The organism is Amycolatopsis sp. NPDC104819 (assembly GCF_055583145.1).
Map to the genome: position 1 here is coordinate 621,051 of NZ_JBVJON010000003.1, position 19,578 is coordinate 640,628.

20 protein-coding genes are annotated in these 19,578 nt (G+C 69.9%); 14 read left to right on the forward strand and 6 right to left on the reverse strand.

The features are described from left to right. Nucleotides 1-6: 6 nt before the first annotated feature. Nucleotides 7-672: a hypothetical protein gene (locus tag ACZ63E_RS12220; protein ID WP_465335996.1), complete on the reverse strand. Its 666-nt coding sequence runs from the start codon at nt 670-672 to the stop codon at nt 7-9. A gap of 189 nt (nt 673-861) precedes the next feature. Here ACZ63E_RS12220 and ACZ63E_RS12225 point away from each other — a divergent pair, with 189 nt between their 5' ends. Both ACZ63E_RS12225 and rfbA read left to right on the forward strand, forming a co-directional pair. Beyond that, nucleotides 862-1,998 carry a sialidase family protein gene (locus ACZ63E_RS12225; RefSeq protein ID WP_465335997.1) on the forward strand — a complete coding sequence of 379 codons (1,137 nt, stop codon included), beginning with the start codon at nt 862-864 and terminating at the stop codon, nt 1,996-1,998. A gap of 74 nt (nt 1,999-2,072) precedes the next feature. Next, nucleotides 2,073-2,954: a glucose-1-phosphate thymidylyltransferase RfbA gene (rfbA, locus tag ACZ63E_RS12230; protein WP_465335998.1), complete on the forward strand. Its 882-nt coding sequence runs from the start codon at nt 2,073-2,075 to the stop codon at nt 2,952-2,954. Between the two features lie 12 nt (nt 2,955-2,966). Here the strand turns inward: rfbA and htpX are convergent, their stop codons facing one another. Continuing rightward, nucleotides 2,967-3,827 carry a zinc metalloprotease HtpX gene (gene htpX / locus ACZ63E_RS12235; RefSeq protein WP_465335999.1) on the reverse strand — a complete coding sequence of 287 codons (861 nt, stop codon included), beginning with the start codon at nt 3,825-3,827 and terminating at the stop codon, nt 2,967-2,969. A gap of 136 nt (nt 3,828-3,963) precedes the next feature. Between htpX and ACZ63E_RS12240 the strand changes: the two genes are divergently transcribed. Then, on the forward strand, nt 3,964-4,932 hold the full coding sequence (locus ACZ63E_RS12240) for a YncE family protein (RefSeq protein WP_465336000.1): 969 nt from the start codon (nt 3,964-3,966) through the stop codon (nt 4,930-4,932). A gap of 39 nt (nt 4,933-4,971) precedes the next feature. Next, nucleotides 4,972-5,847 carry an LLM class F420-dependent oxidoreductase gene (locus tag ACZ63E_RS12245; RefSeq protein WP_465308553.1) on the forward strand — a complete coding sequence of 292 codons (876 nt, stop codon included), beginning with the start codon at nt 4,972-4,974 and terminating at the stop codon, nt 5,845-5,847. Between the two features lie 57 nt (nt 5,848-5,904). Here the strand turns inward: ACZ63E_RS12245 and ACZ63E_RS12250 are convergent, their stop codons facing one another. Then, complete coding sequence (locus ACZ63E_RS12250) at nt 5,905-6,273, reverse strand: YrdB family protein (protein ID WP_465336001.1); 369 nt, start codon at nt 6,271-6,273, stop codon at nt 5,905-5,907. A 73-nt stretch (nt 6,274-6,346) separates the two neighbouring features. Next, nucleotides 6,347-6,667 (reverse strand): hypothetical protein, encoded by a 321-nt coding sequence (locus ACZ63E_RS12255; protein WP_465336002.1) that lies wholly within the window; start codon nt 6,665-6,667, stop codon nt 6,347-6,349. Between the two features lie 236 nt (nt 6,668-6,903). On the opposite strand from ACZ63E_RS12255, the gene ACZ63E_RS12260 reads away from it, so the two are divergent. Genes ACZ63E_RS12260 through ACZ63E_RS12305 form a run of 10 tightly spaced genes read left to right on the forward strand, consistent with a single transcriptional unit; the run spans nt 6,904 to nt 17,092 of the window. Continuing rightward, a complete protein-coding gene (locus ACZ63E_RS12260) occupies nt 6,904-8,136 on the forward strand; it encodes a class I SAM-dependent methyltransferase (protein WP_465308549.1) in 1,233 nt (410 codons plus the stop codon). 1 nt (nt 8,137) lies between these two features. Next, the gene (locus tag ACZ63E_RS12265) at nt 8,138-8,929 is read left to right on the forward strand and encodes a sugar phosphate nucleotidyltransferase (RefSeq protein WP_465336003.1); all 792 of its coding nucleotides are present in this window, start codon (nt 8,138-8,140) and stop codon (nt 8,927-8,929) included. Further along, nucleotides 8,926-9,573 carry a PIG-L deacetylase family protein gene (locus ACZ63E_RS12270; RefSeq protein WP_465336004.1) on the forward strand — a complete coding sequence of 216 codons (648 nt, stop codon included), beginning with the start codon at nt 8,926-8,928 and terminating at the stop codon, nt 9,571-9,573. Before ACZ63E_RS12265 ends, ACZ63E_RS12270 begins: the two co-directional genes overlap by 4 nt. A gap of 4 nt (nt 9,574-9,577) precedes the next feature. Further along, nucleotides 9,578-10,597: an NAD-dependent epimerase/dehydratase family protein gene (locus ACZ63E_RS12275; protein WP_465336005.1), complete on the forward strand. Its 1,020-nt coding sequence runs from the start codon at nt 9,578-9,580 to the stop codon at nt 10,595-10,597. Continuing rightward, complete coding sequence (locus ACZ63E_RS12280) at nt 10,597-11,877, forward strand: DUF4910 domain-containing protein (protein ID WP_465336006.1); 1,281 nt, start codon at nt 10,597-10,599, stop codon at nt 11,875-11,877. Before ACZ63E_RS12275 ends, ACZ63E_RS12280 begins: the two co-directional genes overlap by 1 nt. A 5-nt stretch (nt 11,878-11,882) precedes the next feature. Beyond that, a complete protein-coding gene (locus ACZ63E_RS12285; RefSeq protein WP_465336007.1) occupies nt 11,883-13,181 on the forward strand; it encodes a hypothetical protein in 1,299 nt (432 codons plus the stop codon). Beyond that, on the forward strand, nt 13,178-14,035 hold the full coding sequence (locus tag ACZ63E_RS12290; protein WP_465336009.1) for a glycosyltransferase family 2 protein: 858 nt from the start codon (nt 13,178-13,180) through the stop codon (nt 14,033-14,035). The genes ACZ63E_RS12285 and ACZ63E_RS12290 overlap by 4 nt, the downstream gene beginning before the upstream one ends. After that, nucleotides 14,032-15,222 (forward strand): polysaccharide pyruvyl transferase family protein, encoded by a 1,191-nt coding sequence (locus ACZ63E_RS12295; RefSeq protein WP_465336010.1) that lies wholly within the window; start codon nt 14,032-14,034, stop codon nt 15,220-15,222. Before ACZ63E_RS12290 ends, ACZ63E_RS12295 begins: the two co-directional genes overlap by 4 nt. Then, nucleotides 15,219-15,767 (forward strand): dTDP-4-dehydrorhamnose 3,5-epimerase, encoded by a 549-nt coding sequence (rfbC, locus tag ACZ63E_RS12300; protein ID WP_465336011.1) that lies wholly within the window; start codon nt 15,219-15,221, stop codon nt 15,765-15,767. The genes ACZ63E_RS12295 and rfbC overlap by 4 nt, the downstream gene beginning before the upstream one ends. A 5-nt stretch (nt 15,768-15,772) precedes the next feature. After that, nucleotides 15,773-17,092, forward strand: a complete 1,320-nt coding sequence (locus ACZ63E_RS12305) for a glutamate-1-semialdehyde 2,1-aminomutase (RefSeq protein ID WP_465336012.1) — start codon at nt 15,773-15,775, stop codon at nt 17,090-17,092. 317 nt (nt 17,093-17,409) lie between these two features. Here the strand turns inward: ACZ63E_RS12305 and ACZ63E_RS12310 are convergent, their stop codons facing one another. Further along, nucleotides 17,410-18,858 carry a right-handed parallel beta-helix repeat-containing protein gene (locus ACZ63E_RS12310; protein WP_465336013.1) on the reverse strand — a complete coding sequence of 483 codons (1,449 nt, stop codon included), beginning with the start codon at nt 18,856-18,858 and terminating at the stop codon, nt 17,410-17,412. Nucleotides 18,859-18,886: 28 nt separating this feature from the next. Next, nucleotides 18,887-19,567 (reverse strand): phosphatase PAP2 family protein, encoded by a 681-nt coding sequence (locus ACZ63E_RS12315; protein WP_465336014.1) that lies wholly within the window; start codon nt 19,565-19,567, stop codon nt 18,887-18,889. Between the last annotated feature and the right edge of the window lie 11 nt (nt 19,568-19,578).

The following is a 19,578-nucleotide window of genomic DNA, read 5'->3' on the forward strand; positions in this document are numbered from 1 at the left end:
CACGGATCAGGACGGCGTCAGCGTCCAGCTCGCTTCATAACCATCCAGCCGCACAAAAGCCGGCCCCCGGAGATCGCGCTCCACCTGCACGTCTCCGATCTGGTTCAGCAGCAGATCCCGCTTCTCCGGCGACATCATCCACAGCGCGATGTTCCCCCGCGTCTTCGCCGTCAGCTGCACGCGGCTCACCCCCTCCGGCAGCCGAAGCACCGCGTCACCCTTTCCGGACGACGCAGCTCCAGTGGCCGCAGTAGGCAAGCTTCGCTGGTCCGCGATCGTCGCCGTCCAAGGGGCGTTCGCGTGGATCGTCACCCTCTTCACCGGCTGGTCCGGGTACGTGTTCAGCCACGTTGTCCCCTTGTACGCGCCGATCGCGTTGACCAGGCCGTGCTCGCCGCCGTCGGTGTCGATGATCACGTTGCTCGTGCACTTCGGGCAGTCGAACGTGAAGAACCCCAGCTGGTCCGCCGGCCACGTGGTCGCGAACTCGCCGCTCCCCTTGCCCGTGTGCGTCTCCGTCGGCACTTCGCGCGGCGCCGGGGGCGCGGTCGACGACGGCGTCGGGACCGCCGCGCCGGAAGCGGCGACGATCTCGCCGTAGCCGCCGATGCCGGACGCGCACCCCGACGTCAGCACCACGGCCGCCAGGACGCAGGACAGCCGAACTCTCATCGTTCCCCCTCAAGACCCTCAGGTGATCTTTCGACGCACTTTGCCCGAGCGTTACCGTCGCCGAGGGTGATGGATCACCCATTCGCGGTCGGCAAACCCCTCGAACGCGCGAATGCGCCGTGTGACTGTCCACGGTGGACCCCACACGCGTGTTGTAATCGCGCGGTCACCGCGTGGAGAGGGTCAAGGATGCGCCGCTTGCTCGTCTTCGTGCTGCCAGTCATCCTCGCCGCCACGCTCCTGACACCCGCGAGCGCCGCCGAGCGCCAGCAGCTCGTGCCGGGCTACGGCTCCTACGCGCGTTTGATCCGGCTCGAGCACTCCATCATCGGGCGCGGCCGCATCATCGCGACGCTGACCAGCGAAGACGCCGGCGGCAAGTTCACGCCGGTGATGGAGAGCACCGACGAGGGCGAGTCCTTCCACAAGATCGGCGAGATCCACGACCCCGACGGCCGGTACGGCATGTGCTGCGGCACCGTCTACGAGCTGCCGCAGCGGGTCGGGAAGCTCCGGGCCGGCACGCTGCTGTGGGCCGCGTCCTACCGGCAGGACGCCGGGGCGCAGCGGCGCGTCGGGATCCGGGTCTGGGCCAGCAAGGACGGCGGCCGCTCGTGGATGTTCCTCTCCGAGGCCGCGCGGTCGCACAACATCGACGGCATCTGGGAGCCCGAGTTCACCGTCGACGCCGGCGGCACGCTCTGGCTGCACTACGCCGACGAGACGCAGGCGCCGAAGTACGCGCAGGTGCTCAACCGCGTCGCCTCGACCGACGGCGTGACCTGGGGCACCAAGCAGCTCACCCTGGCCATCCCGCCGGACCGCGTCCGGCCGGGCATGCCGATCATCCGGCGGCTGCCCGACGGCCGCTACTACTTCGCCTACGAGATCTGCAACTTCCGCGACCGCTACTGCGACCCGTACTTCAAGATCTCGCCCGACGGCGCCAACTGGGGCAGCCCGACCGACCCCGGCACCCGCGTCACCACCGCGAACGGCAACTACTTCCAGCACGCCCAGACGATCACGCTGTTCCCCGGCGGCCCGAACGGCGTCCGGATCGTCATGGTCGGGCAGATCTACACCGACGCCAAGGGCGCCCCGCAGCCCGGCAACGGCCAGGTGCTGCTGGCCAACGACAACTTCGGCAGCGGCAACTGGTACGAGCTGCCCGCCCCCGTGCACATCACCGGCATCTACAACAACTTCTGCCCCAACTACTCCTCGACGCTCCTGCCGGTCGACGACGGCAAGAACGTCCTGGAGGTCGCCACCGAGTACAACCTCGGCTGCAAGGCCTACTTCGGCAAGGGGCCGGCCTTCTAGCGCTTCCCGATCGAGCCTTCCAGACTCCCCCGTAGGGTGGGTCCCGGCCGAGAACCGACCAAGGGAGGCAGCTCATGAAGGGCATCGTGCTGGCCGGAGGCAGCGGGACGCGCCTGCACCCGATCACCCAGGCGGTGTCGAAGCAGCTGCTGCCGGTGTACGACAAGCCGATGGTCTACTACCCGATCTCGGTGCTGATGCTGGCCGGGATCCGGGAGATCCTGATCATCTCCACGCCCACCGACCTGCCGAACTTCCGCAAGCTGCTGGGCAACGGCGACCAGTTCGGCCTCTCGTTCACCTACGCCGAGCAGCCGAGCCCGAACGGCCTGGCCGAGGCCTTCGTGATCGGCGCGGACTTCATCGGCGACGACGACGTCGCGCTGGTGCTCGGCGACAACATCTTCTACGGCCAGGGCTTCTCGACCCGTCTCCAGGACGCGGTGCGCGAGCTCGACGGCTGTGTCCTGTTCGGCTACCCGGTGAAGGACCCCGAGCGCTACGGCGTCGGCGAGGTCGGCGCCGACGGCAAGCTGATCTCCATCGAGGAGAAGCCCGAGAAGCCGCGCTCGAACAAGGCGATCACCGGGCTGTACTTCTACGACAACGAGGTGGTCGAGATCGCGCGCTCGCTGAAGCCCTCGGCGCGCGGCGAGCTGGAGATCACCGACGTCAACCTCGCGTACGTGCACAAGGACCGCGCGACGCTGGTGGAGCTCAGCCGCGGCTTCGCCTGGCTGGACACCGGCACGCACGACTCGCTGCTGGAGGCCGGGCAGTTCGTGCAGGTGCTGGAGCACCGGACGGGTGTCCGCATCGCGTGCCTCGAGGAGATCGCGCTGCGGATGGGCTTCATCGACGCCGACGAGTGCTACGCGCTGGGCATGAAGCTGGCGAAGTCCGGTTACGGCGATTACGTGAAGGCTGTCGCGGTGGCGGCGGGGGCTTCGGCGTAGCGAGCGCCCGACTTACAGGCCGCCTGGGGCGCGGCGCGCCATCTCCTCGAGCCGCGCGATGCGATCGGCGATCGGCGGGTGGGTCGAGAACAGCTTGCTCAGCCCCTCCCCCGGCCGGAACGGGTTCGCGATCATCAAATGGGACTGTGACACCAGCTGGGGCTCGGCCACCAACGGCCGGGCCCGCGTGCCGGCCTCCAGCTTTCGCAGCGCCGACGCCAGGCCCAGCGGATCACCGGTCAGCTCCGCGCCGGACGCGTCCGCCTGGTACTCGCGGGACCGGCTCACGCCCATCCGGATGACCGCCGCCGCGATCGGGCCGATGAAGATCAACAGCAGGCTGACCAGGGGGTTTCCGTCGCGGTTGTTGCCGCCGAAGAACAGGGCGATGTTCGCCAGCACGCTGATCACGCTGGCCAGCGCGCCCGCGACGCACGAGATCAGGATGTCGCGGTTGTACACGTGGGACAGCTCGTGGCCGAGCACCGCGCGCAGCTCGCGCTCGTCCAGCAGGTCGAGGATGCCGGTCGTACAGCAGACCGCCGCGTGGCGGGGGCTGCGGCCGGTCGCGAACGCGTTCGGCGCGCTCGTCGGGCTCAGGTACAGCTGGGGCATCGGCTGGCGCGCGACGTGGGCGAGCTCGCGCACGATCCGGTACATCGTGGGCTGCTCGACCTCGGACACCGGCCGGGCGTGCATCGCGCGCAGCGCCAGCTTCTCCGAGTTGAAGTAGGCGAACGCGTTCATCCCGAGGGCGACGAGCAGGCCGATGACCAGGGCGCCACGGCCGAACAGCCCGCTGATCGCGACGATGATCGCCGACAGCAGGCCGAGCAGCAACGCCGTCTTCAACCCGTTCTGGTGCCCGTGCACGCGTGCTCGCCTCCGTCCGCTCTGTTCCCCGGGGTTACCCAAGGGAAACAACGCGATCGGGGGACGCGAAGTTCCTTCACGTGATCGTCCGGCGGGTTACGCTCGGACCGCGAGTTGATCACGAGCGGAGGCGCCGATGCGAGGTCGCCAGATACGCCGGCGGACCCTGTTCGCCCTGGTCACGGCGGGTGCCGGCGCCCTGGCCCTGCCCGGGTCCGCGTGGGCGGAGGACGTCCGCTCGGTCGAGGTCGGCGGGGCCCCCACCGGGGTCGCGGTGAATCCGGTCACCGGGCTCGCGTACGTCGCGGATCCCGACTCCGGGACGGTCTCGGTGGTCGACCCGCAGAGCGCGTCGGTCGTCGCCGAGGTGCACGTCGGAGGGGCGCCGGCCGACGTCGCCGTCGACCCGAAGGCCGGCCGGATCTACGTCGCGAACCCGCCGGCGGGCACCGTCGTGGTGCTGGACGGACGGACCCACGACCTGGTGAGCGTCATCGGGGCGGGCGCCGGCGCGTCCGCGCTGGCCGTGGACGAGCAGGCCAACCGCGTCTACGCGGCCAGCGGCGGCACCGGCACGCTCGCCGTGCTCGACGGCGTGAGCTGCACCCTCGCGGCGCTCGTCCCGGGCCCGAAACCGAGCCTCGCCGGGCTCGCGGTCGACCCCGGCCGCAAGCTCGCCTACTGCGCCAGCACCGGCACGGACTCGGTCGAGGTGTTCTCGATCGACAGCGGGAAGTTCGTCGGGAGCGTGAAGGTCGGCGCGCGGCCGACCGCCGTCGCCGTGCACGCCGCGAGCGGCACGGTGTACGTGGCCAACTCCGGCATCCACCACATGTCCATTGTGGACGCCGCGACGCGCACCGAGCGCAAGACCGTGTTGCTGCGCAGCGAATCCTCCGCGCTGGCCGTGCACCAGGGCACGAACACGGTGTACACCAACGGCGGGCAGAACGGCCTGAGCCGGATCGACGGCACGGGCGGCACGCTCACCGGCGAGCTGTCGCTGGGCGTCAACCCCGGCGACGTCGCGGTCGACCAGCGGACGCGCACGGTGTTCGTCACCGATCCCTTGCACGGCAGGGTTTCCGTGATCCGCGATTTTTGACCGGCAGCTGGCGTAACTCCAGGTATACGGTCGGAGACTATGAAACTCGGACTGCAGATCCCCGACTTCACCTGGCCGAACGGGGCGTCCGCGCTGGGCGCCGACCTCGCCTCCGTCGTCCGCACCGCCGACCAGGCGGGCTTCGACTCCATCGCCGTCATGGACCACTTCTTCCAGATCGCCGGGGTCGGTCCCGTCGAGAACGACATGCTCGAGGCGTACACCGCCCTGGGCTTCATCGCGGCGCACACCGAACGCGCCAAGCTGCTGACCGTCGTCACCGGGGTGCTCTACCGGCACCCGGGCGTGCTGGCCAAGGCGATCACGACGCTGGACGTGCTCTCCGGCGGCCGCGCGATCCTCGGCATCGGCGCGGGCTGGAACGAGGAGGAGTCCCGCGGGCTCGGTTTCCCGTTCCCGCCGGTCGCGGAGCGGTTCGAACTGCTGGAGGAGAACCTCCAGTACGTGCTGCAGATGTGGGCCGACGGCGACGGGCCGTTCAAGAGCAAGCACTTCGACGCTTCCCGCCTGCTCAACGTGCCGCAGGCGCTGTCGAAGCCCCGCCCGCCGATCATGATCGGCGGCGGCGGGGAGAAGAAGACGCTGCGGCTGGTCGCGAAGTACGCCGACCAGTGCAACCTCTTCAACAGCCCGGAGCTGGAGCACAAGCTCGACGTCCTGAAGCGGCACTGCGACACCGAGGGCCGCGACTACGACACGATCACCAAGACGGTCTACCACGTCCTCGACATCGGCGAGGACGGCTCGAAGACGGGCCCGCTGCTCGCGGAGCTGGAGCGGCTGAATGGGCTCGGCATCGACGTAGCCCTGGGCGCGGTCCCGCACGTGCACAAGACCGCGGTGCTGGAGAAGTTCGGCACTGATGTGATTCCGGCGGCCGAGAAGATCGGCTGAGCAAGTCGCGATCGGCAAGATGCCGTGGAGGCCTCCTCGCCGGAGGCCTCACCGGCGTCAGCCGTCCTTGGCGACGCGGCGGGTGAGCGCCGCGACGCCGATGCCGACCACGGCCAGCACGACTCCCGTCACCACCCAGCCCACCAGAGCCAGGACCACCCCGGTCACCGCGAACAGGGCGAACTCCACCAGGAAGCGGGCCGGCTCCCCCAGCCGCCGGCGGGCCCTCGGCGCGATGAACAGGCCCCAGATCGCCGCCGCCGCGACCGGTAGCAGCACCGCGTCGACGATCGCCAGTGCCACGCCGGCGCCGAGCTGGGTGCCGGCCAGGGCGAGGCCGCCCAGGAGGGCCAGCTCCGTCAGGAAGCGGACCGTCAGCACCACACCCGCGACCCCGTTCGGCCGGGGACCCGTCTCCGAACTCATCCGGCCAGCCTAGGACCCGTCAGGCCGTGACCACGGGCCGACTCCGCGCTCGGCGAACACCGGACCTGGCGGGTCAGCCGGAAACGGCGATGGCCTTGTCACGGAGTTCGGCCAGCACCGCCAGCGCGCCGGCTCGGTCCGGCATGTCCGGCGGCAGCCGCTTCTCCGCATCCGGGAGGACTTCCTCACGCAGGAGGAGCAACAACTCCGCTCGTGCGGCTGTCCCGAAGTCGTCGAGGTTGATCATCTTGATGTTGTTTTCGACGATCTCACGCAGGAGCTCGCTCGCTTCGGGGTCTTTCACGTGCTCCACCAGGAACTCACTCACCCAGTGGAACGCCCAGGACGCGACCGCCCAGTGCGTCTCCTTCGACAGGGAGATGTCGCCTGCCATGACCCTCCTCGGTGACCGAACGCCTCCAGGTCGTGACCCGGCCGGCCCAGGACCCGCGTCCACAGTGGACGTTACGGGTACACTCACGCACTCCGGGTGATTTTCACCACAGTTAGGCCATTCAGGTTGCGGTTCCGAATCGGTCCACCAGGCCGCCACGCGTCGCTGTAACGACGGTCCGCCCCTGCTCGACGTGTTTAACGCATATCGCGACCGCGAGCCAAGGAGCCTGGTAGATGACCACATGTCGACTCTGCGGTTCGACAAACACGGCCAGTGTCGTGGACCTCGGCGCGACTCCCCCGTGTGAGCGATTCCTGACCGCCGAGCAGCTCGACGAGCCGGAAGCCACCTTCCCGCTGCACCTCATCGTGTGCACCGAGTGCTGGCTGGCGCAGATCCCGCCGCTGATCGACCCGGATGACACCTTCACCGAGTACGCGTACTTCTCCTCCTTCTCGACGTCGTGGGTGGAGCACGCGAAGCGGTTCGTCGACGGCTCGGTCGAGCGGCTGGGCCTGGACGAGAAGTCCTTCGTCGTCGAGGTCGCCAGCAACGACGGTTACCTGCTCAAGCACGTCGTCGGGCACGGGATCCGGTGTCTGGGTGTCGAACCTTCGGTGAACGTCGGGCAGGCGGCGCGGGACGCCGGCGTGCCCACCCTCACGGCCTTCCTCTCCGAGGAAACCGGCCGCCAGGTGCGCGACGAGCACGGCCCGGCCGACCTCGTCGCCGCCAACAACGTCTACGCGCACATCCCCGACGTCCTCGGCTTCACCAAGGGCCTGCGCGCCCTGGTCGCGGACGACGGCTGGGTCTCGATCGAGGTCCAGCACCTGCTCACGCTGATCGAAAAGAACCAGTACGACACGATCTACCACGAGCACTTCCAGTACTACACAGTCGAATCCGCCCGGCGCGCCCTCGCGACCGGCGGCCTGACCGTGGTCGACGTCGAACTCGTGCCGACGCACGGTGGGTCGATCCGGCTGTGGGCGCGTCCCGACGGGGTCGCGGGCGAGCCCAGCGAGCGGATGACCGACGTCCTGGAGCGCGAAAAGGCCGCCGGGCTGCACGAGCTGTCCGGGTACACCGAGTTCGCCGAGCGCGTCACGCGCGTGCGGCTGGACCTGCTGAAGTTCCTCATCGAGGCGCGCAACGACGGGAAGACCGTCGTCGGTTACGGCGCCCCGGGCAAGGGCAACACCCTGCTGAACCACTGCGGCATCCGGACGGACCTGCTGCAGTACACGGTCGATCGCAACCCGTACAAGCACGGGCGGTTCACCCCGGGCACGCGCATTCCCGTGCTGCCCCCGGAGCGGATCGAAGCCGACCGGCCCGACTACGTGCTCGTCCTCCCGTGGAACCTCCGGGAGGAACTGACCGAACAGCTGTCGTTCGTGGGTGCCTGGGGCGGAAAGCTCGTGTTCCCCATTCCCCGCCTGGAAATCGTCGAGGTGCAGTGAAGTGAAGGTCGTCCTCTTCTGCGGTGGTTACGGGATGCGGATGCGCAACGGCGCGGCCGACGACGTCCCGAAGCCGATGGCGATGGTCGGTCCGAGACCGCTCATCTGGCACGTCATGCGGTACTACGCGCATTTCGGCCACACCGAGTTCATCCTGTGCCTCGGCTACGGCGCGGCGCACATCAAGAACTTCTTCCTGAACTACCAGGAAACCATTTCCAACGACTTCATCCTCCGCGACGGCAAGGCGGAGCTGCTGTCGACCGACATCGCGGACTGGACGATCACCTTCGTGCAGACCGGGATCGAGTCGCCGATCGGTGAGCGCCTGCGCCGCGTCCGCGACTACCTCGACGGCGACGAGATGTTCCTCGCGAACTATGCCGACGTCCTTTCCGACGCGCCGTTGCCGGACATGATCGAGCGCTTCAAGAACACCGACGCCGGCGCTTCGATGATGGTCGTGCCGCCGCAGTCGTCGTTCCACTGCGTGGAAATGGACGAAGGCGGTATGGTCGGCGCGATCACCGCGGTCAGCGAAATGCCGCTGTGGGAAAACGGCGGGTACTTCGTGCTGCGGCAGGAAGTGTTCGACCACATCCCGGAGAACGGCGACCTGGTCGCCGACGGCTGCGGTGAGCTGGCCAAGCGCGGCCGTCTCCTGGCCTACCCGTACCGCGGGTTCTGGAAGCCGACCGACACCGTCAAGGAACGCGCCGCGCTCGACGACGCGTACACGCACGGCAAGAAGCCCTGGGCGCTCTGGGAGCGGCCCGTCGCGAGCACCGCGTGATCGGGCTCCGGCCGGGACGGCTCGGCGGGGTCGTCGCCCTCGGCGCGCACTGCGACGACGTCGCGATCGGCGCCGGCGGCACCCTGCTGACGCTCTGCGCCGCGCGTCCCGGGCTCAAGGTCGACGCGCTGGTCCTCTCCGGCGGCGGCACGCACCGCGAGGACGAGGAGCGGGCCGCGCTCGCGGCGTTCTGCCCGGGCGCGCAGCTCGACGTCACGGTGCTGAAGCTGCCGGACGGCCGGTTCCCGGCGCACTGGGAAGAGGCCAAGAACGCCCTGGAGGAGCTGCGGCGGCGGACCGAGCCGGATCTCATCCTGGCGCCGCGCACCGACGACGCCCACCAGGACCACCGCGGGCTGGCCAAGCTGGTGCCGACCGCGTTCCGCGACCACCTCGCGCTCGGCTACGAGATCGTCAAGTGGGACGGCGACCTCGGCGCGCCGTCGGTCTACCAGCCCCTGGACGAAGACGTCGCCGAGGAGAAGGTCCGGCTGCTGCAGACGCACTACGCGTCCCAGCGGCACCGGCCCTGGTACGACCGCGAGGCGTTCCTCGGGCTGGCCCGGATCCGCGGGATCGAAGCCGCCGCGAAGTACGCCGAAGCGTTTTTCGTCAAGAAACTCACTCTCGACCTGAAGGGCTGATCCGATGCGGGTGTTGCTGACGGGGAACAAGGGCTACCTGGGGACGGTGATGGCCCCGGTGCTCGCCGCCGCCGGTCACGAGGTCGTCGGCCTGGACTCCGGGCTGTTCGAAGAGTGCCTGCTCGGACCCGTCCCGGCCGACCCGGCCGGGCACGTCGTCGACCTGCGCGACGTCGAAGCGAAGCACGTCGAGGGCTTCGACGCCGTGATCCACCTGGCCGCGCTGTCGAATGACCCGCTCGGCTCGCTCGCGCCGGAGCTGACCTACGACATCAACCACCACGCGTCGGTGAAGCTCGCGAAGCTGGCCAAGGACGCCGGTGTGCAGCGGTACCTCTACGCGTCGACCTGCTCGGTCTACGGCGCCGGCGGCGACCTCCTGGTCGACGAGGACGCCCCGCTGAAGCCGGTGACGCCGTACGCCGAGTCGAAGGTGCGCGTCGAGGCCGACGTCCACGAGCTCGCCGACGACGACTTCACCCCGGTCTACATGCGCAACGCGACCGCGTTCGGCTACTCGCCCCGGCTGCGCGGCGACATCGTGCTGAACAACCTGACCGCGCACGCGCACCTGTCCGGCGAGGTGCTGGTGCTCTCCGACGGCACGCCGTGGCGGCCGCTCGTGCACGCCCAGGACATCGCCCGCGCGTTCACCGCGGCCCTGACGGCGCCGAAGGAGGCCGTGCACAACAAGGCCTTCAACATCGGCACCGAGGACAACAACGTCACCGTCGCCGAGATCGCGCAGGAGGTCGTCGAGGCCGTGCCGGGCTCGACGCTCAACATCACCGGCGAGGCCGGCGCCGACCCGCGCTCCTACCGCGTCGACTTCTCGCGCTTCCGCGCCGCCATCCCGGGCTTCGCCTGCGAGTGGTCGGTCAAGGACGGCGCCGTCGAGCTCATCGAGGCCTACCGCCGGTTCGGGCTCACCAAGGAGTCGTTCCGGCAGCTGTTCACCCGGCTCGCCTGGCTGAAGAGCGAGGGCGAAGCCGGCCGCGTCGACGACACCCTGCGGCGGCGTTAGTGGCGGGCACGCGGCTGCGGACCGGGGCGGAACTGCACGCCCTGGTCGAACGGCTGTACCCGATCTGCCGCAGCATCACCGGTGACGGCGTGCGGCAGACCCTGGACATCGTGGGTGAGCACATTTCCTTGGAGCGGCACGAGGTCCCGACCGGCACCCAGGTGCTGGACTGGACCATCCCGCAGGAGTGGAACATCCGCGACGCCTACGTCGCGGCGCCTTCGGGTGAGCGGGTAATCGACTTCCGGGAGTCGAACCTGCACGTCGTCGGGTACAGCGTCCCGGTGCGCGAGCGGATGCCGCTGAGCGAGCTGCGGGCGCACCTGCACACGCTGCCGGACCAGCCGTCGTGGGTGCCCTACCGGACCAGCTACTACGCCCCGGCCTGGGGGTTCTGCCTCGCGCAGGAGAAGCTCGACGCGCTGCCCGACGGCGACTACGACGTCGTCATCGACTCGACCCTGGCCGACGGCTCGCTGACCTACGGCGAGCACGTCGTCCCGGGCCGCGTGTCCGACGAGGTCATCGTGTCGTGCCACGTCTGCCACCCGTCGCTGGCCAACGACAACCTCGCCGGCATCGCCGTCGCGATCTCGCTGGCCCAGCAGCTGGCCGAGACGCAGCCGCACTACACCTACCGGTTCCTGTTCATGCCGGGCACGATCGGCTCGATCACCTGGCTCGCGCGCAACGCCGAGCGCATCGAGCGGGTCAAGCACGGGCTCGTGCTGGCGTGCGCGGGTGACACGGGACCGTTGACCTACAAGAAGTCCCGCCGCGACGACGCCGAGATCGACCGCGTCGTGCAGCACGTGCTGAAGACGCGCGAACACCGCGTCATCGACTTTTCGCCGTACGGCTACGACGAGCGCCAGTTCTGCTCGCCAGGCTTCAACCTCGGGGTCGGGTCGCTGACTCGGACGCCGTACGCGGGCTACCCCGAGTACCACACCTCCGCCGACAACCCGGCCTTCGTTTCGCCGTCGGCCATGGAGGACACGCTCGGCGCCCTGACGGACGCGTTCGGCGTTCTGGACCGCAACCGCCGGTACGTCAACCTCAGCCCGTACGGCGAGCCGCAGCTCGGCAAGCGCGGGCTGTACGACTCGCTCGGCGGCCGCAGCGACGCCAAGCAGGCCCAGATGGCGATGCTGTGGGTGCTCAACCTCTCCGACGGCGAGCACGGCCTGCTGGACATCGCCGAGCGCGCCGGCCTGCCCTTCGACATCGTCGACGTCGCGGCGCGTGCCCTGCACGACGCCGGTCTGGTCAAGGAGTGAGCGGGATGACGACCGGTCAGCACCGCGCCGTCCGCCCGTCCCGCGGTCTCAAGGCGATGGCGGGACGGCTCTCCTGGGGCCTGGGCGACCAGGCCGTCTCCAGCCTGACCAACTTCGCCATCGGCATCTTCGTCGCGCGCGAGCTGGGCGTGACGGCGTTCGGCCTGTTCAGCCTCGCCTGGGTGACCTACGGCGTCCTGATCAACATCTCCCGCGGCCTGGCGACGGACCCGCTGATCGTGCGGTTCAGCGGGGTCGAGACCGGGCTCTGGCGCGCGGCCGTGGCCCGGGCGTCGGCGACCGGCCTGGTCATCGGCGTCGCCGCCGGGATCCTCAGTGTGCTCTTCGGTATCGCGGTCGGCGGCCAGCTCGGCTCCGCGTTCGTCGCCCTCGGGATCATCCTGCCGTTCCTGCTGCTGCAGGACACCTGGCGGTTCGCGTTCTTCGCCGCCGGCGAAGGCCAGAAGGCGTTCCTGAACGACGTCGTCTGGGCCGTCGCGATGATCCCCACGATGCTGCTGGCGAGCATGTACGCCAACGTCGTCACGTTCCTGCTCGCGTGGGGCGGCGGCGCGGCGGTGGCCGCGGGGTACGGCTACGTGCAGACGCGGCTGCGGCCGAGCGTCACGGGTGTCCGCACCTGGCTGCGGGATCACCGCGACCTCGGGACCCGCTACCTCGTCGAGAACGTGAGCAACAGCAGCGGCTCGCAGATCCGGATGTACGGCCTCGGCGCGATCGCCGGGGTCGCCGCCGTCGGCACGGTCCGCGGCGGTGAGCTGCTGCTCGGGCCGTTCGTCGCCGTCCTCATGGGACTCGCCTTCGTCGCGGTGCCCGAAGCCGCGCGGGTGGTGAAGCGGAACGTCCACAAGCTCATGAAGTTCTGCTTCGTCCTCGGCGGGGCGCAGGCCTTCGCCGCGCTGCTCTGGGGCGTCACGCTGCTGCTGGTGCTCAACGACCGGCTCGGCGAGTTCGTCCTCGGCGACGTCTGGCACACCGCGCGGCTGCTGATCCTCCCGGCCACGTTCTCGGTGTTCAACGCCAGTTTCATCGGCGGCGCGGCGACCGGCCTGCGCGCGCTGGGCGCGGCCCGCCGCAGCATGCGCTGCCAGCTGATCGCCTCGGTGCTCTACGTGACGGGTGGCCTGGGCGGCGCCGTGATCGGCGGCGCGGTCGGGTCGGGCTGGGGTGTCGCCTCGGCCACGTTCACCGCCGCCTTCATCTGGTGGACCCAGCTCCACCTCGCGGTACGCGCACACACCCGGACCCCTTCGGAAACCCCTCAGGAAACGAGGACACCATGACCGGCGCACCACGGCTGACCATCGGACTTCCGGTCTACAACGGGGAGAACTACCTCGCCGAGGCGCTGGAAGCCCTGCTCGCGCAGACCTACACCGACTACGAACTGGTCATCTCGGACAACGCGTCGGCCGACGGCACCCGGGAAATCTGCGAGAAGTACGCCGCGAAGGACGACCGGATCCGCTACATCCGGCAGCCCCGGAACATCGGCGCGGCCCCCAACCACGACTTCCTGGTCCGCGCGGCCCGCGGTGAGCTCTTCAAGTGGGCCGCCCACGACGACCTGTTCGCCCCCGGGCTGATCGAGGCCTGCGTCCGGACGCTCGACGAGCACCCGGAAGCCGTCCTCGCCCACTCGTACATGGCGATCGTCGACGAGCGCGGCGAGATCCTCGAGAACTACGACTACCAGCTCGCGACCGACTCGCCCGACCCGGCGGTCCGGTTCCGCGACCTGATGTTCCGCGAAGGCGGCGACGACTTCTACGGCGTCATCCGGACCGCGGTGCTGCGCCGGATCCCGCCGCACGACAGCTACCACAACGCCGGCCGCAAGTTCGTCGGCGAGCTCGCCCTGCACGGCCCGTTCATCCAGGTGCCCGAGGTCATGTTCTTCCGCCGGGAGCACCCCGGCCGCGGCGACAACCTCGGCACGGTCCAGCGGGTGTGCACCAACCTCGACCCGCGGCGGGCGGGCCAGTCGAAGGCCCGGCTCTTCGGCGAGTACCTCGCCGGATACGTCTCCGCGATCCGGGACGCGCCGCTGACGGCGACCGAGCGCCGGCACTGCTACGGCGTCATGGCCGAATGGCTCGGCGGCAAGCCGCTGCGGAAGATCGGGCTGATGGCGTGACGCGGATCGGCTTCTTCGGCATCCTCGGCTCGGGCAACCTCGGCAACGACGGCTCCCTCGAGGCGGTCCTCGCCTACGTGCGCCGCCGGTACCCCGACGTCCGGCTCGACTTCCTCGCCATGGGCCCGGAAGAGCTCACCGCGCGTTACGGCGCGCCGGCGACGCACCTGCAGTGGTACGAACCGCACGCCGGGGACGCGACCGGGGTGCGGGCCGCGGCGCTCAAGGTGCTCGGCAAGCTCCTCGACCCGGTCCGCACCTGGCGCTGGGTCCGCAAGCAGGACGTCGTCATCGTGCCCGGCATGGGCGTGCTCGAAGCGACGCTGCCGATCCGGCCGTGGGCGCTGCCGTACTCCCTGCTGTGGCTGGGGATCACCGCGCGGCTGACCGGCGCGAAGGTCGCGCTCGTCAGCGTCGGCGCGGACTACGTGCGCAAGCGCGGGACCCGGTGGGTCGTCTCGCGCGCGGCCCGCCTGGCGCACTACCGGTCGTTCCGCGACGAGCACTCCCGGGCGGCGCTCGGCCGGATGGGCGTGGACGTCCGCGACGACCACGTCTTCCCCGACCTCGCCTTCGCGCTGCCCGCGCCCGCACCGCGGCCGTCGACCGGCGCGGTCGGCGTCGGGCTGATGGAGTTCCACGGCGGCAACGACGACCGCGCCCGCGCCGAGCAGATCAACGCGTCCTACCTCGACACCGTGAAGCGCTTCGTGCGGCTGATGGTGGACGAGGGCCGCCCGGTCCGGCTGTTCATCGGCGACGTCGCCGACCTCGACGTGCCCGGCGAGGTCATCGCCGACGCCGTCGCGCACCGGCCGGACGCCGACGTCACCACCCAGCCGCTGAAGTCGCTGGGCGACCTGATGGCGCAGATGGCGGCGACCGACACGATCGTGGCCACGCGGTACCACAACGTCCTGTGCGCGCTGAAGTCCGCAAAACCGACCGTTTCGTTCGGGTACGCGCGCAAGAGCGACGTGCTGATGGCGTCGATGGGTGTCGAGGAGTTCTGCATTTCGGCGCGCGAGCCCGACTTCGACCGGCTGGTGGCGCTTTTCCGCCGGCTGGAAGAGAACCGCGCCGAAGTCACCGGAACCATCGAACGGCGGGCCGAAGAGATGGCTGCCCGCGTCGAAGACCAGTTCACCGAGCTTTCGAAGCTCGTCATCGACGGAGGTGCGGTGTGAAGGCCATTCCGGTCCCCGAGATCGACGGGGTGTACCTCTTCGAGCCGACGCCGTTCCCCGACCAGCGCGGGTTCTTCAGCCGGACGTTCGACCGCGACGTCGTCGCCTCGGTGGGCATCAACCCGGACGGCTTCGTCCAGGACAGCCTTTCCCGGTCCCGCAAGGGAGTCGTCCGCGGGATGCATCTGCGTGGCGGCGCCGGCGAGGCCAAGCTGGTGCGGTGCTCGCACGGCGCGGTCTTCGACGTCGTGGTGGACCTCCGCCCGGATTCACCGACGTATCGGAATGTGAAGACGTTCGAACTCTCCGGTGACACGCAGGTTTCGGTGTACATCCCGGCGGGCTGCGCGCACGGGTTCCAGTCACTCACCGATCCCTCGGACGTTTCGTACCGTATCGACCGGGCCCACGATCCCGCCGAAGACATCACAATTTCGTACAAAGACCCTGAATTGGACATTTCGTGGCCACTGGCGGTCACAATGGTCAGTGACCGGGATGAGCGCGCGCCGTCTCTCGGAGAGGCGTTGAAACCAACGAGGTGATCCCCATGGGAACGAACCTGCCCCGCTCCGCGGCGGCGAACGAGCGGCTGCACCGGGTCGTCCCCGGCGGTGCGCACACCTACGCCAAGGGCTCGGACCAGTATCCCGAAGGGATGGCTCCGGTCATCTCCCACGGCCGCGGCGGCCACGTCTGGGACGTCGACGGCAACGAGTACGTCGAGTACGGCTCCGGACTGCGAGCGGTCAGCCTGGGCCACGCGCACCCGCGGGTGGTCGCGGCCGTCCGCGACGAGCTGGAGAAGGGCAGCAACTTCATCCGGCCGTCGATCATCGAGGCCGAGGCCGCCGAGCGGTTCCTCGAGAACGTGCCGACGGCCGACATGGTGAAGTTCACCAAGAACGGCTCGGACGCCACGACGGCGGCGGTCCGCCTGGCCCGCGCCGCGACCGGCCGCAAGCTCGTCGCGAAGTGCGCCGACCACGCGTTCTTCTCGACCGACGACTGGTTCATCGGCACCACGCCGATGAACGCGGGCATCCCGGACGAGACGACGGACGCGACCCTGTCGTTCCCGTACGGCGACCTCCCGGCGACGGAGGAGCTGCTGCGCCGGCACGAAGGCGAGATCGCGTGCCTGATCCTGGAGCCGGCGACGGTGGTCGGCCCCCCGCCGGGTTACCTGCGCGGCCTGCGCGAGCTCGCGACACGCCACGGCGTGGTCCTGATCTTCGACGAGATGATCACGGGGTTCCGCTGGTCCGCCCACGGCGCGCAGGGTCTGTACGGCGTCACGCCGGACCTCTCGACGTTCGGCAAGGCCCTCGGCAACGGCTTCGCGGTCTCGGCCCTCGCGGGCAAGCGCGAGCTGATGGAGCTGGGCGGCCTGCGCGCCGGCGACCGCGAGCGGGTCTTCCTGCTCTCGACCACGCACGGCGCGGAGACGCATTCGCTGGCGGCGGCCATGGCGGTGATGGACGTGTACCGCGACGAGGACGTCATCGCGCGTCTGCACGCACTGGGCGACCGCCTGGCCGCCGGCGTCCGCGAGGTGGCGGCGGGCATCGGCGTCGAGGAGCACGTGGTCGTGCGCGGGCGGGCGAGCAACCTGGTCTTCGGGACGCTGGACGAAGAGGGGAAGCCGTCACAGCCGTACCGGACGTTGTTCCTGCGGGAACTGGTGTCCGGTGGGGTGCTGGGTCCGTCCTTTGTGGTCAGTGCGGGTCTCACCGACGCGGACATCGACAAGACGATCGATGTCGTCGCGCAGGCTTGCACGGTGTACCGGAAGGCGTTGGACGCCGGGGATCCCACGCCGTGGATGGGCGGGCGGCCGGTGCGGCCAGTGTTCCGCCGGTTCGCCTGAGCCCGGGCGGGGTCAGCGTCGCCAATGACCCATTCGGGACGTCTCGCGTCCCCAATGGGTCATTCGCGACGTTCCGACGGCTGAATCTCACCGAGCCAAGCCAAGCCGAGCCGAGCCGGGCTGAACCGGGCGGGCGGGGGTCACCCGGCGCCTCCACCCGCTCACCAAAGCCCGGCGGCCTCAGCGCCGCCAATGACCCGTTCGGGAAGTCTGGCGCCGCCAATCGGTCACTGGCGCCGTTACGACGGCTGGATCTGACCGAACCGAACAGACCGGTGCGGCCGGTGTTCCGCCGGTTCGCCTGAGCCCGGGCGGGGTCACCCGGCGAAGGTGCTCCCCGTGTCCTGGCCGTACGACGGCCCGGTCCACACTCCGGCCGGGACCGTCGTGGCCATGTCTCCCGCCATGAACTGCCACGGACCCTCGTACTTGTTGTCGTGCCAGCGGTTGCCCGCCGTGTGGAGCATGTCGCGCTGGATCACGTCGCCCTGGTACGGGGACCACGCAGGCACCGTTCCCACGTTCGCGAACAACGCCATCCGGCCGCACGGCCGGGACGCACACCCCGCCGGGTCGAAACTGAACACGTTGTCGTGGATGTCCAGTTCGGCCGTCCACCAGCGACAATCCCGGTACAACGGCGCCGAGCTGATCGCCGGGGCCGCGCAGCGCGAGGTGTTCGACGGCCCCACGATCCGGGTGCAGTCCGACGTCGTCGACGCCGGGGAGTTGCAGAAGCGGTCCGCGTTGGCCCAGGCGACGATGCCGTCCCAGTTGTCCTCCAGGCGGTTGCCCGTCACCTCGATCTTCGCGACGCGCGCGGCCACCCGGGCGTCGCCGCCCGCTTCGGACAAGTAGATCGCGCCCACCGGGAACGGGTCGCCGCGCTCCGCCGCGTGGCGGCCCGCCACCCGGCCGTTGCCGCGCAGGTCGTTGCCGCGGATCGTCGCGTTGTACGAGATCTCGTAGAAGATCCCCACGTCGTCGTTGTTCTCGATGACGTTGTCCTCGATGAGGAAGTCGTTGTCGTTCGTGTCCGCCCAGAGGCCGGGGCCGCGGTTGTCGTGGATCCAGTTGCCGCGGACGTCGGCGCCGTCGACGGCCCAGAACTTCGCCGCGCCCGTGCAGCCGCAGCCCGGGACCTTCGACTCCCAGTCGGCCGTGTTGTTCCCGGTGAATTCGTTGCCCTCGACCACCAGCCGCCGGATCCCGTTGCCGGCCTGGTAGGCGTTGAGGCCGTACTGGCCGTTGTCGCGCAGGCAGTTCCCGCGGATCGTGTTCTCCGCGCCGGCCATCAGCGCCGCCCCGGCGTTGCGGATCAGCGTGGTGTGCTCCACCAGCCAGCCGTTGCCGGAGTCGTGGTTGACGACACCTTCGTCGCGCGGCGCGGCAAACCCGGTGATCGTCAGGTACCGGATGGTGACGCCGGTGGCGCGGCCGGTGAAGGCGTACCGGTTGTCGTGGTTGCCGTCGAGGATCGCACCCGGCGCACCGACGAAGGTCGCGCCGTCGGCCGGGGACAGCTGGGAGAACTCGCCCGGGGCCAGCGTGTGCACGCCGGGGGCGAACCAGTAGGTCGCGCCCGGGGTCTCGAGGTCGCTGCCGTTCAGGCGCCCCGCCGGGACGACGACCGCGCCCGCGGGCGGGGTGTCCGGGCCGAGGAGCTCCTTGCTGTCGCACACCGCGACGCGCGCCGGATCGGCGTTCGCGGCCGGCGCCGGGACGACGACCGCGAGCAGGAACACCAGAACCGCCAACGACTTCACGTCGGCAACGATAAGGCCGGAACCGGTTTCAGCGGCGGGCTTTCACCCTATCGATGACGGCGTCCACAGTGGCCGCGGTCGCCGTCACCAGTGCCACGGCGACGCAGAAACCCCCGAAGGTGTCGGAAAGGTAGTGCACCCGGTCCGACACCTGCGACCACGACATCGCCGCCGCGCAGACGAGCCCGAGCGCCAGCACCACGGCCGTCCCGGCGAGCCGCCCGAGCTCGTTGCGGGTGGTGAGGAACAGCCCGACGACCAGGCCGAGGGAGGTCAGGAACGCGGTGTGCCCGCTGGGGTAGGACAGGTTGTCGCCGTTGATGTACCGGCCCGCGATCGGCTTCGCCAACGTCGTGACGGCGCCGGTGACCACCGGACCGGCGATGACGAGCACGGCGAGCCGGGTCTGCCCGGCCGCGCGGAACAACAACGCGAGCAGGACGGCGAGCGGACCCGCCACCACGGGATCACCGGCCGTGCCGATCACCCAGGCCACGCCGTAGGCGAACGGCGGCTCGATGCTCCCCCGCAGCGACCGGTAGACGGACTCGTCCAGGTCGGTGCCGAGGGTGTGGCCGTGGAACAGGAACCCCAGCACGAGGGCAACCACCGCGGCGACGACCGCGACGGCGAACAGCGGCACCCGCACCGGCCCGGGCAGGGCGGGCGCGGCGTCGGGCAACCCCACGCGCGTCACCGAAGGATCCACCGAGCCACGTT

Coding starts and splice junctions, on each gene's coding strand:
- ACZ63E_RS12220 (WP_465335996.1), bottom strand. CDS start 672: ATGAGAGTTCGGCTGTCCTGCGTCCTGGCGGCCGTGGTGCTGACGTCG.
- ACZ63E_RS12225 (WP_465335997.1), top strand. CDS start 862: ATGCGCCGCTTGCTCGTCTTCGTGCTGCCAGTCATCCTCGCCGCCACG.
- rfbA (WP_465335998.1), top strand. CDS start 2,073: ATGAAGGGCATCGTGCTGGCCGGAGGCAGCGGGACGCGCCTGCACCCG.
- ACZ63E_RS12240 (WP_465336000.1), top strand. CDS start 3,964: ATGCGAGGTCGCCAGATACGCCGGCGGACCCTGTTCGCCCTGGTCACG.
- ACZ63E_RS12245 (WP_465308553.1), top strand. CDS start 4,972: ATGAAACTCGGACTGCAGATCCCCGACTTCACCTGGCCGAACGGGGCG.
- ACZ63E_RS12250 (WP_465336001.1), bottom strand. CDS start 6,273: ATGAGTTCGGAGACGGGTCCCCGGCCGAACGGGGTCGCGGGTGTGGTG.
- ACZ63E_RS12255 (WP_465336002.1), bottom strand. CDS start 6,667: ATGGCAGGCGACATCTCCCTGTCGAAGGAGACGCACTGGGCGGTCGCG.
- ACZ63E_RS12260 (WP_465308549.1), top strand. CDS start 6,904: ATGACCACATGTCGACTCTGCGGTTCGACAAACACGGCCAGTGTCGTG.
- ACZ63E_RS12275 (WP_465336005.1), top strand. CDS start 9,578: ATGCGGGTGTTGCTGACGGGGAACAAGGGCTACCTGGGGACGGTGATG.
- ACZ63E_RS12285 (WP_465336007.1), top strand. CDS start 11,883: ATGACGACCGGTCAGCACCGCGCCGTCCGCCCGTCCCGCGGTCTCAAG.
- ACZ63E_RS12290 (WP_465336009.1), top strand. CDS start 13,178: ATGACCGGCGCACCACGGCTGACCATCGGACTTCCGGTCTACAACGGG.
- ACZ63E_RS12305 (WP_465336012.1), top strand. CDS start 15,773: ATGGGAACGAACCTGCCCCGCTCCGCGGCGGCGAACGAGCGGCTGCAC.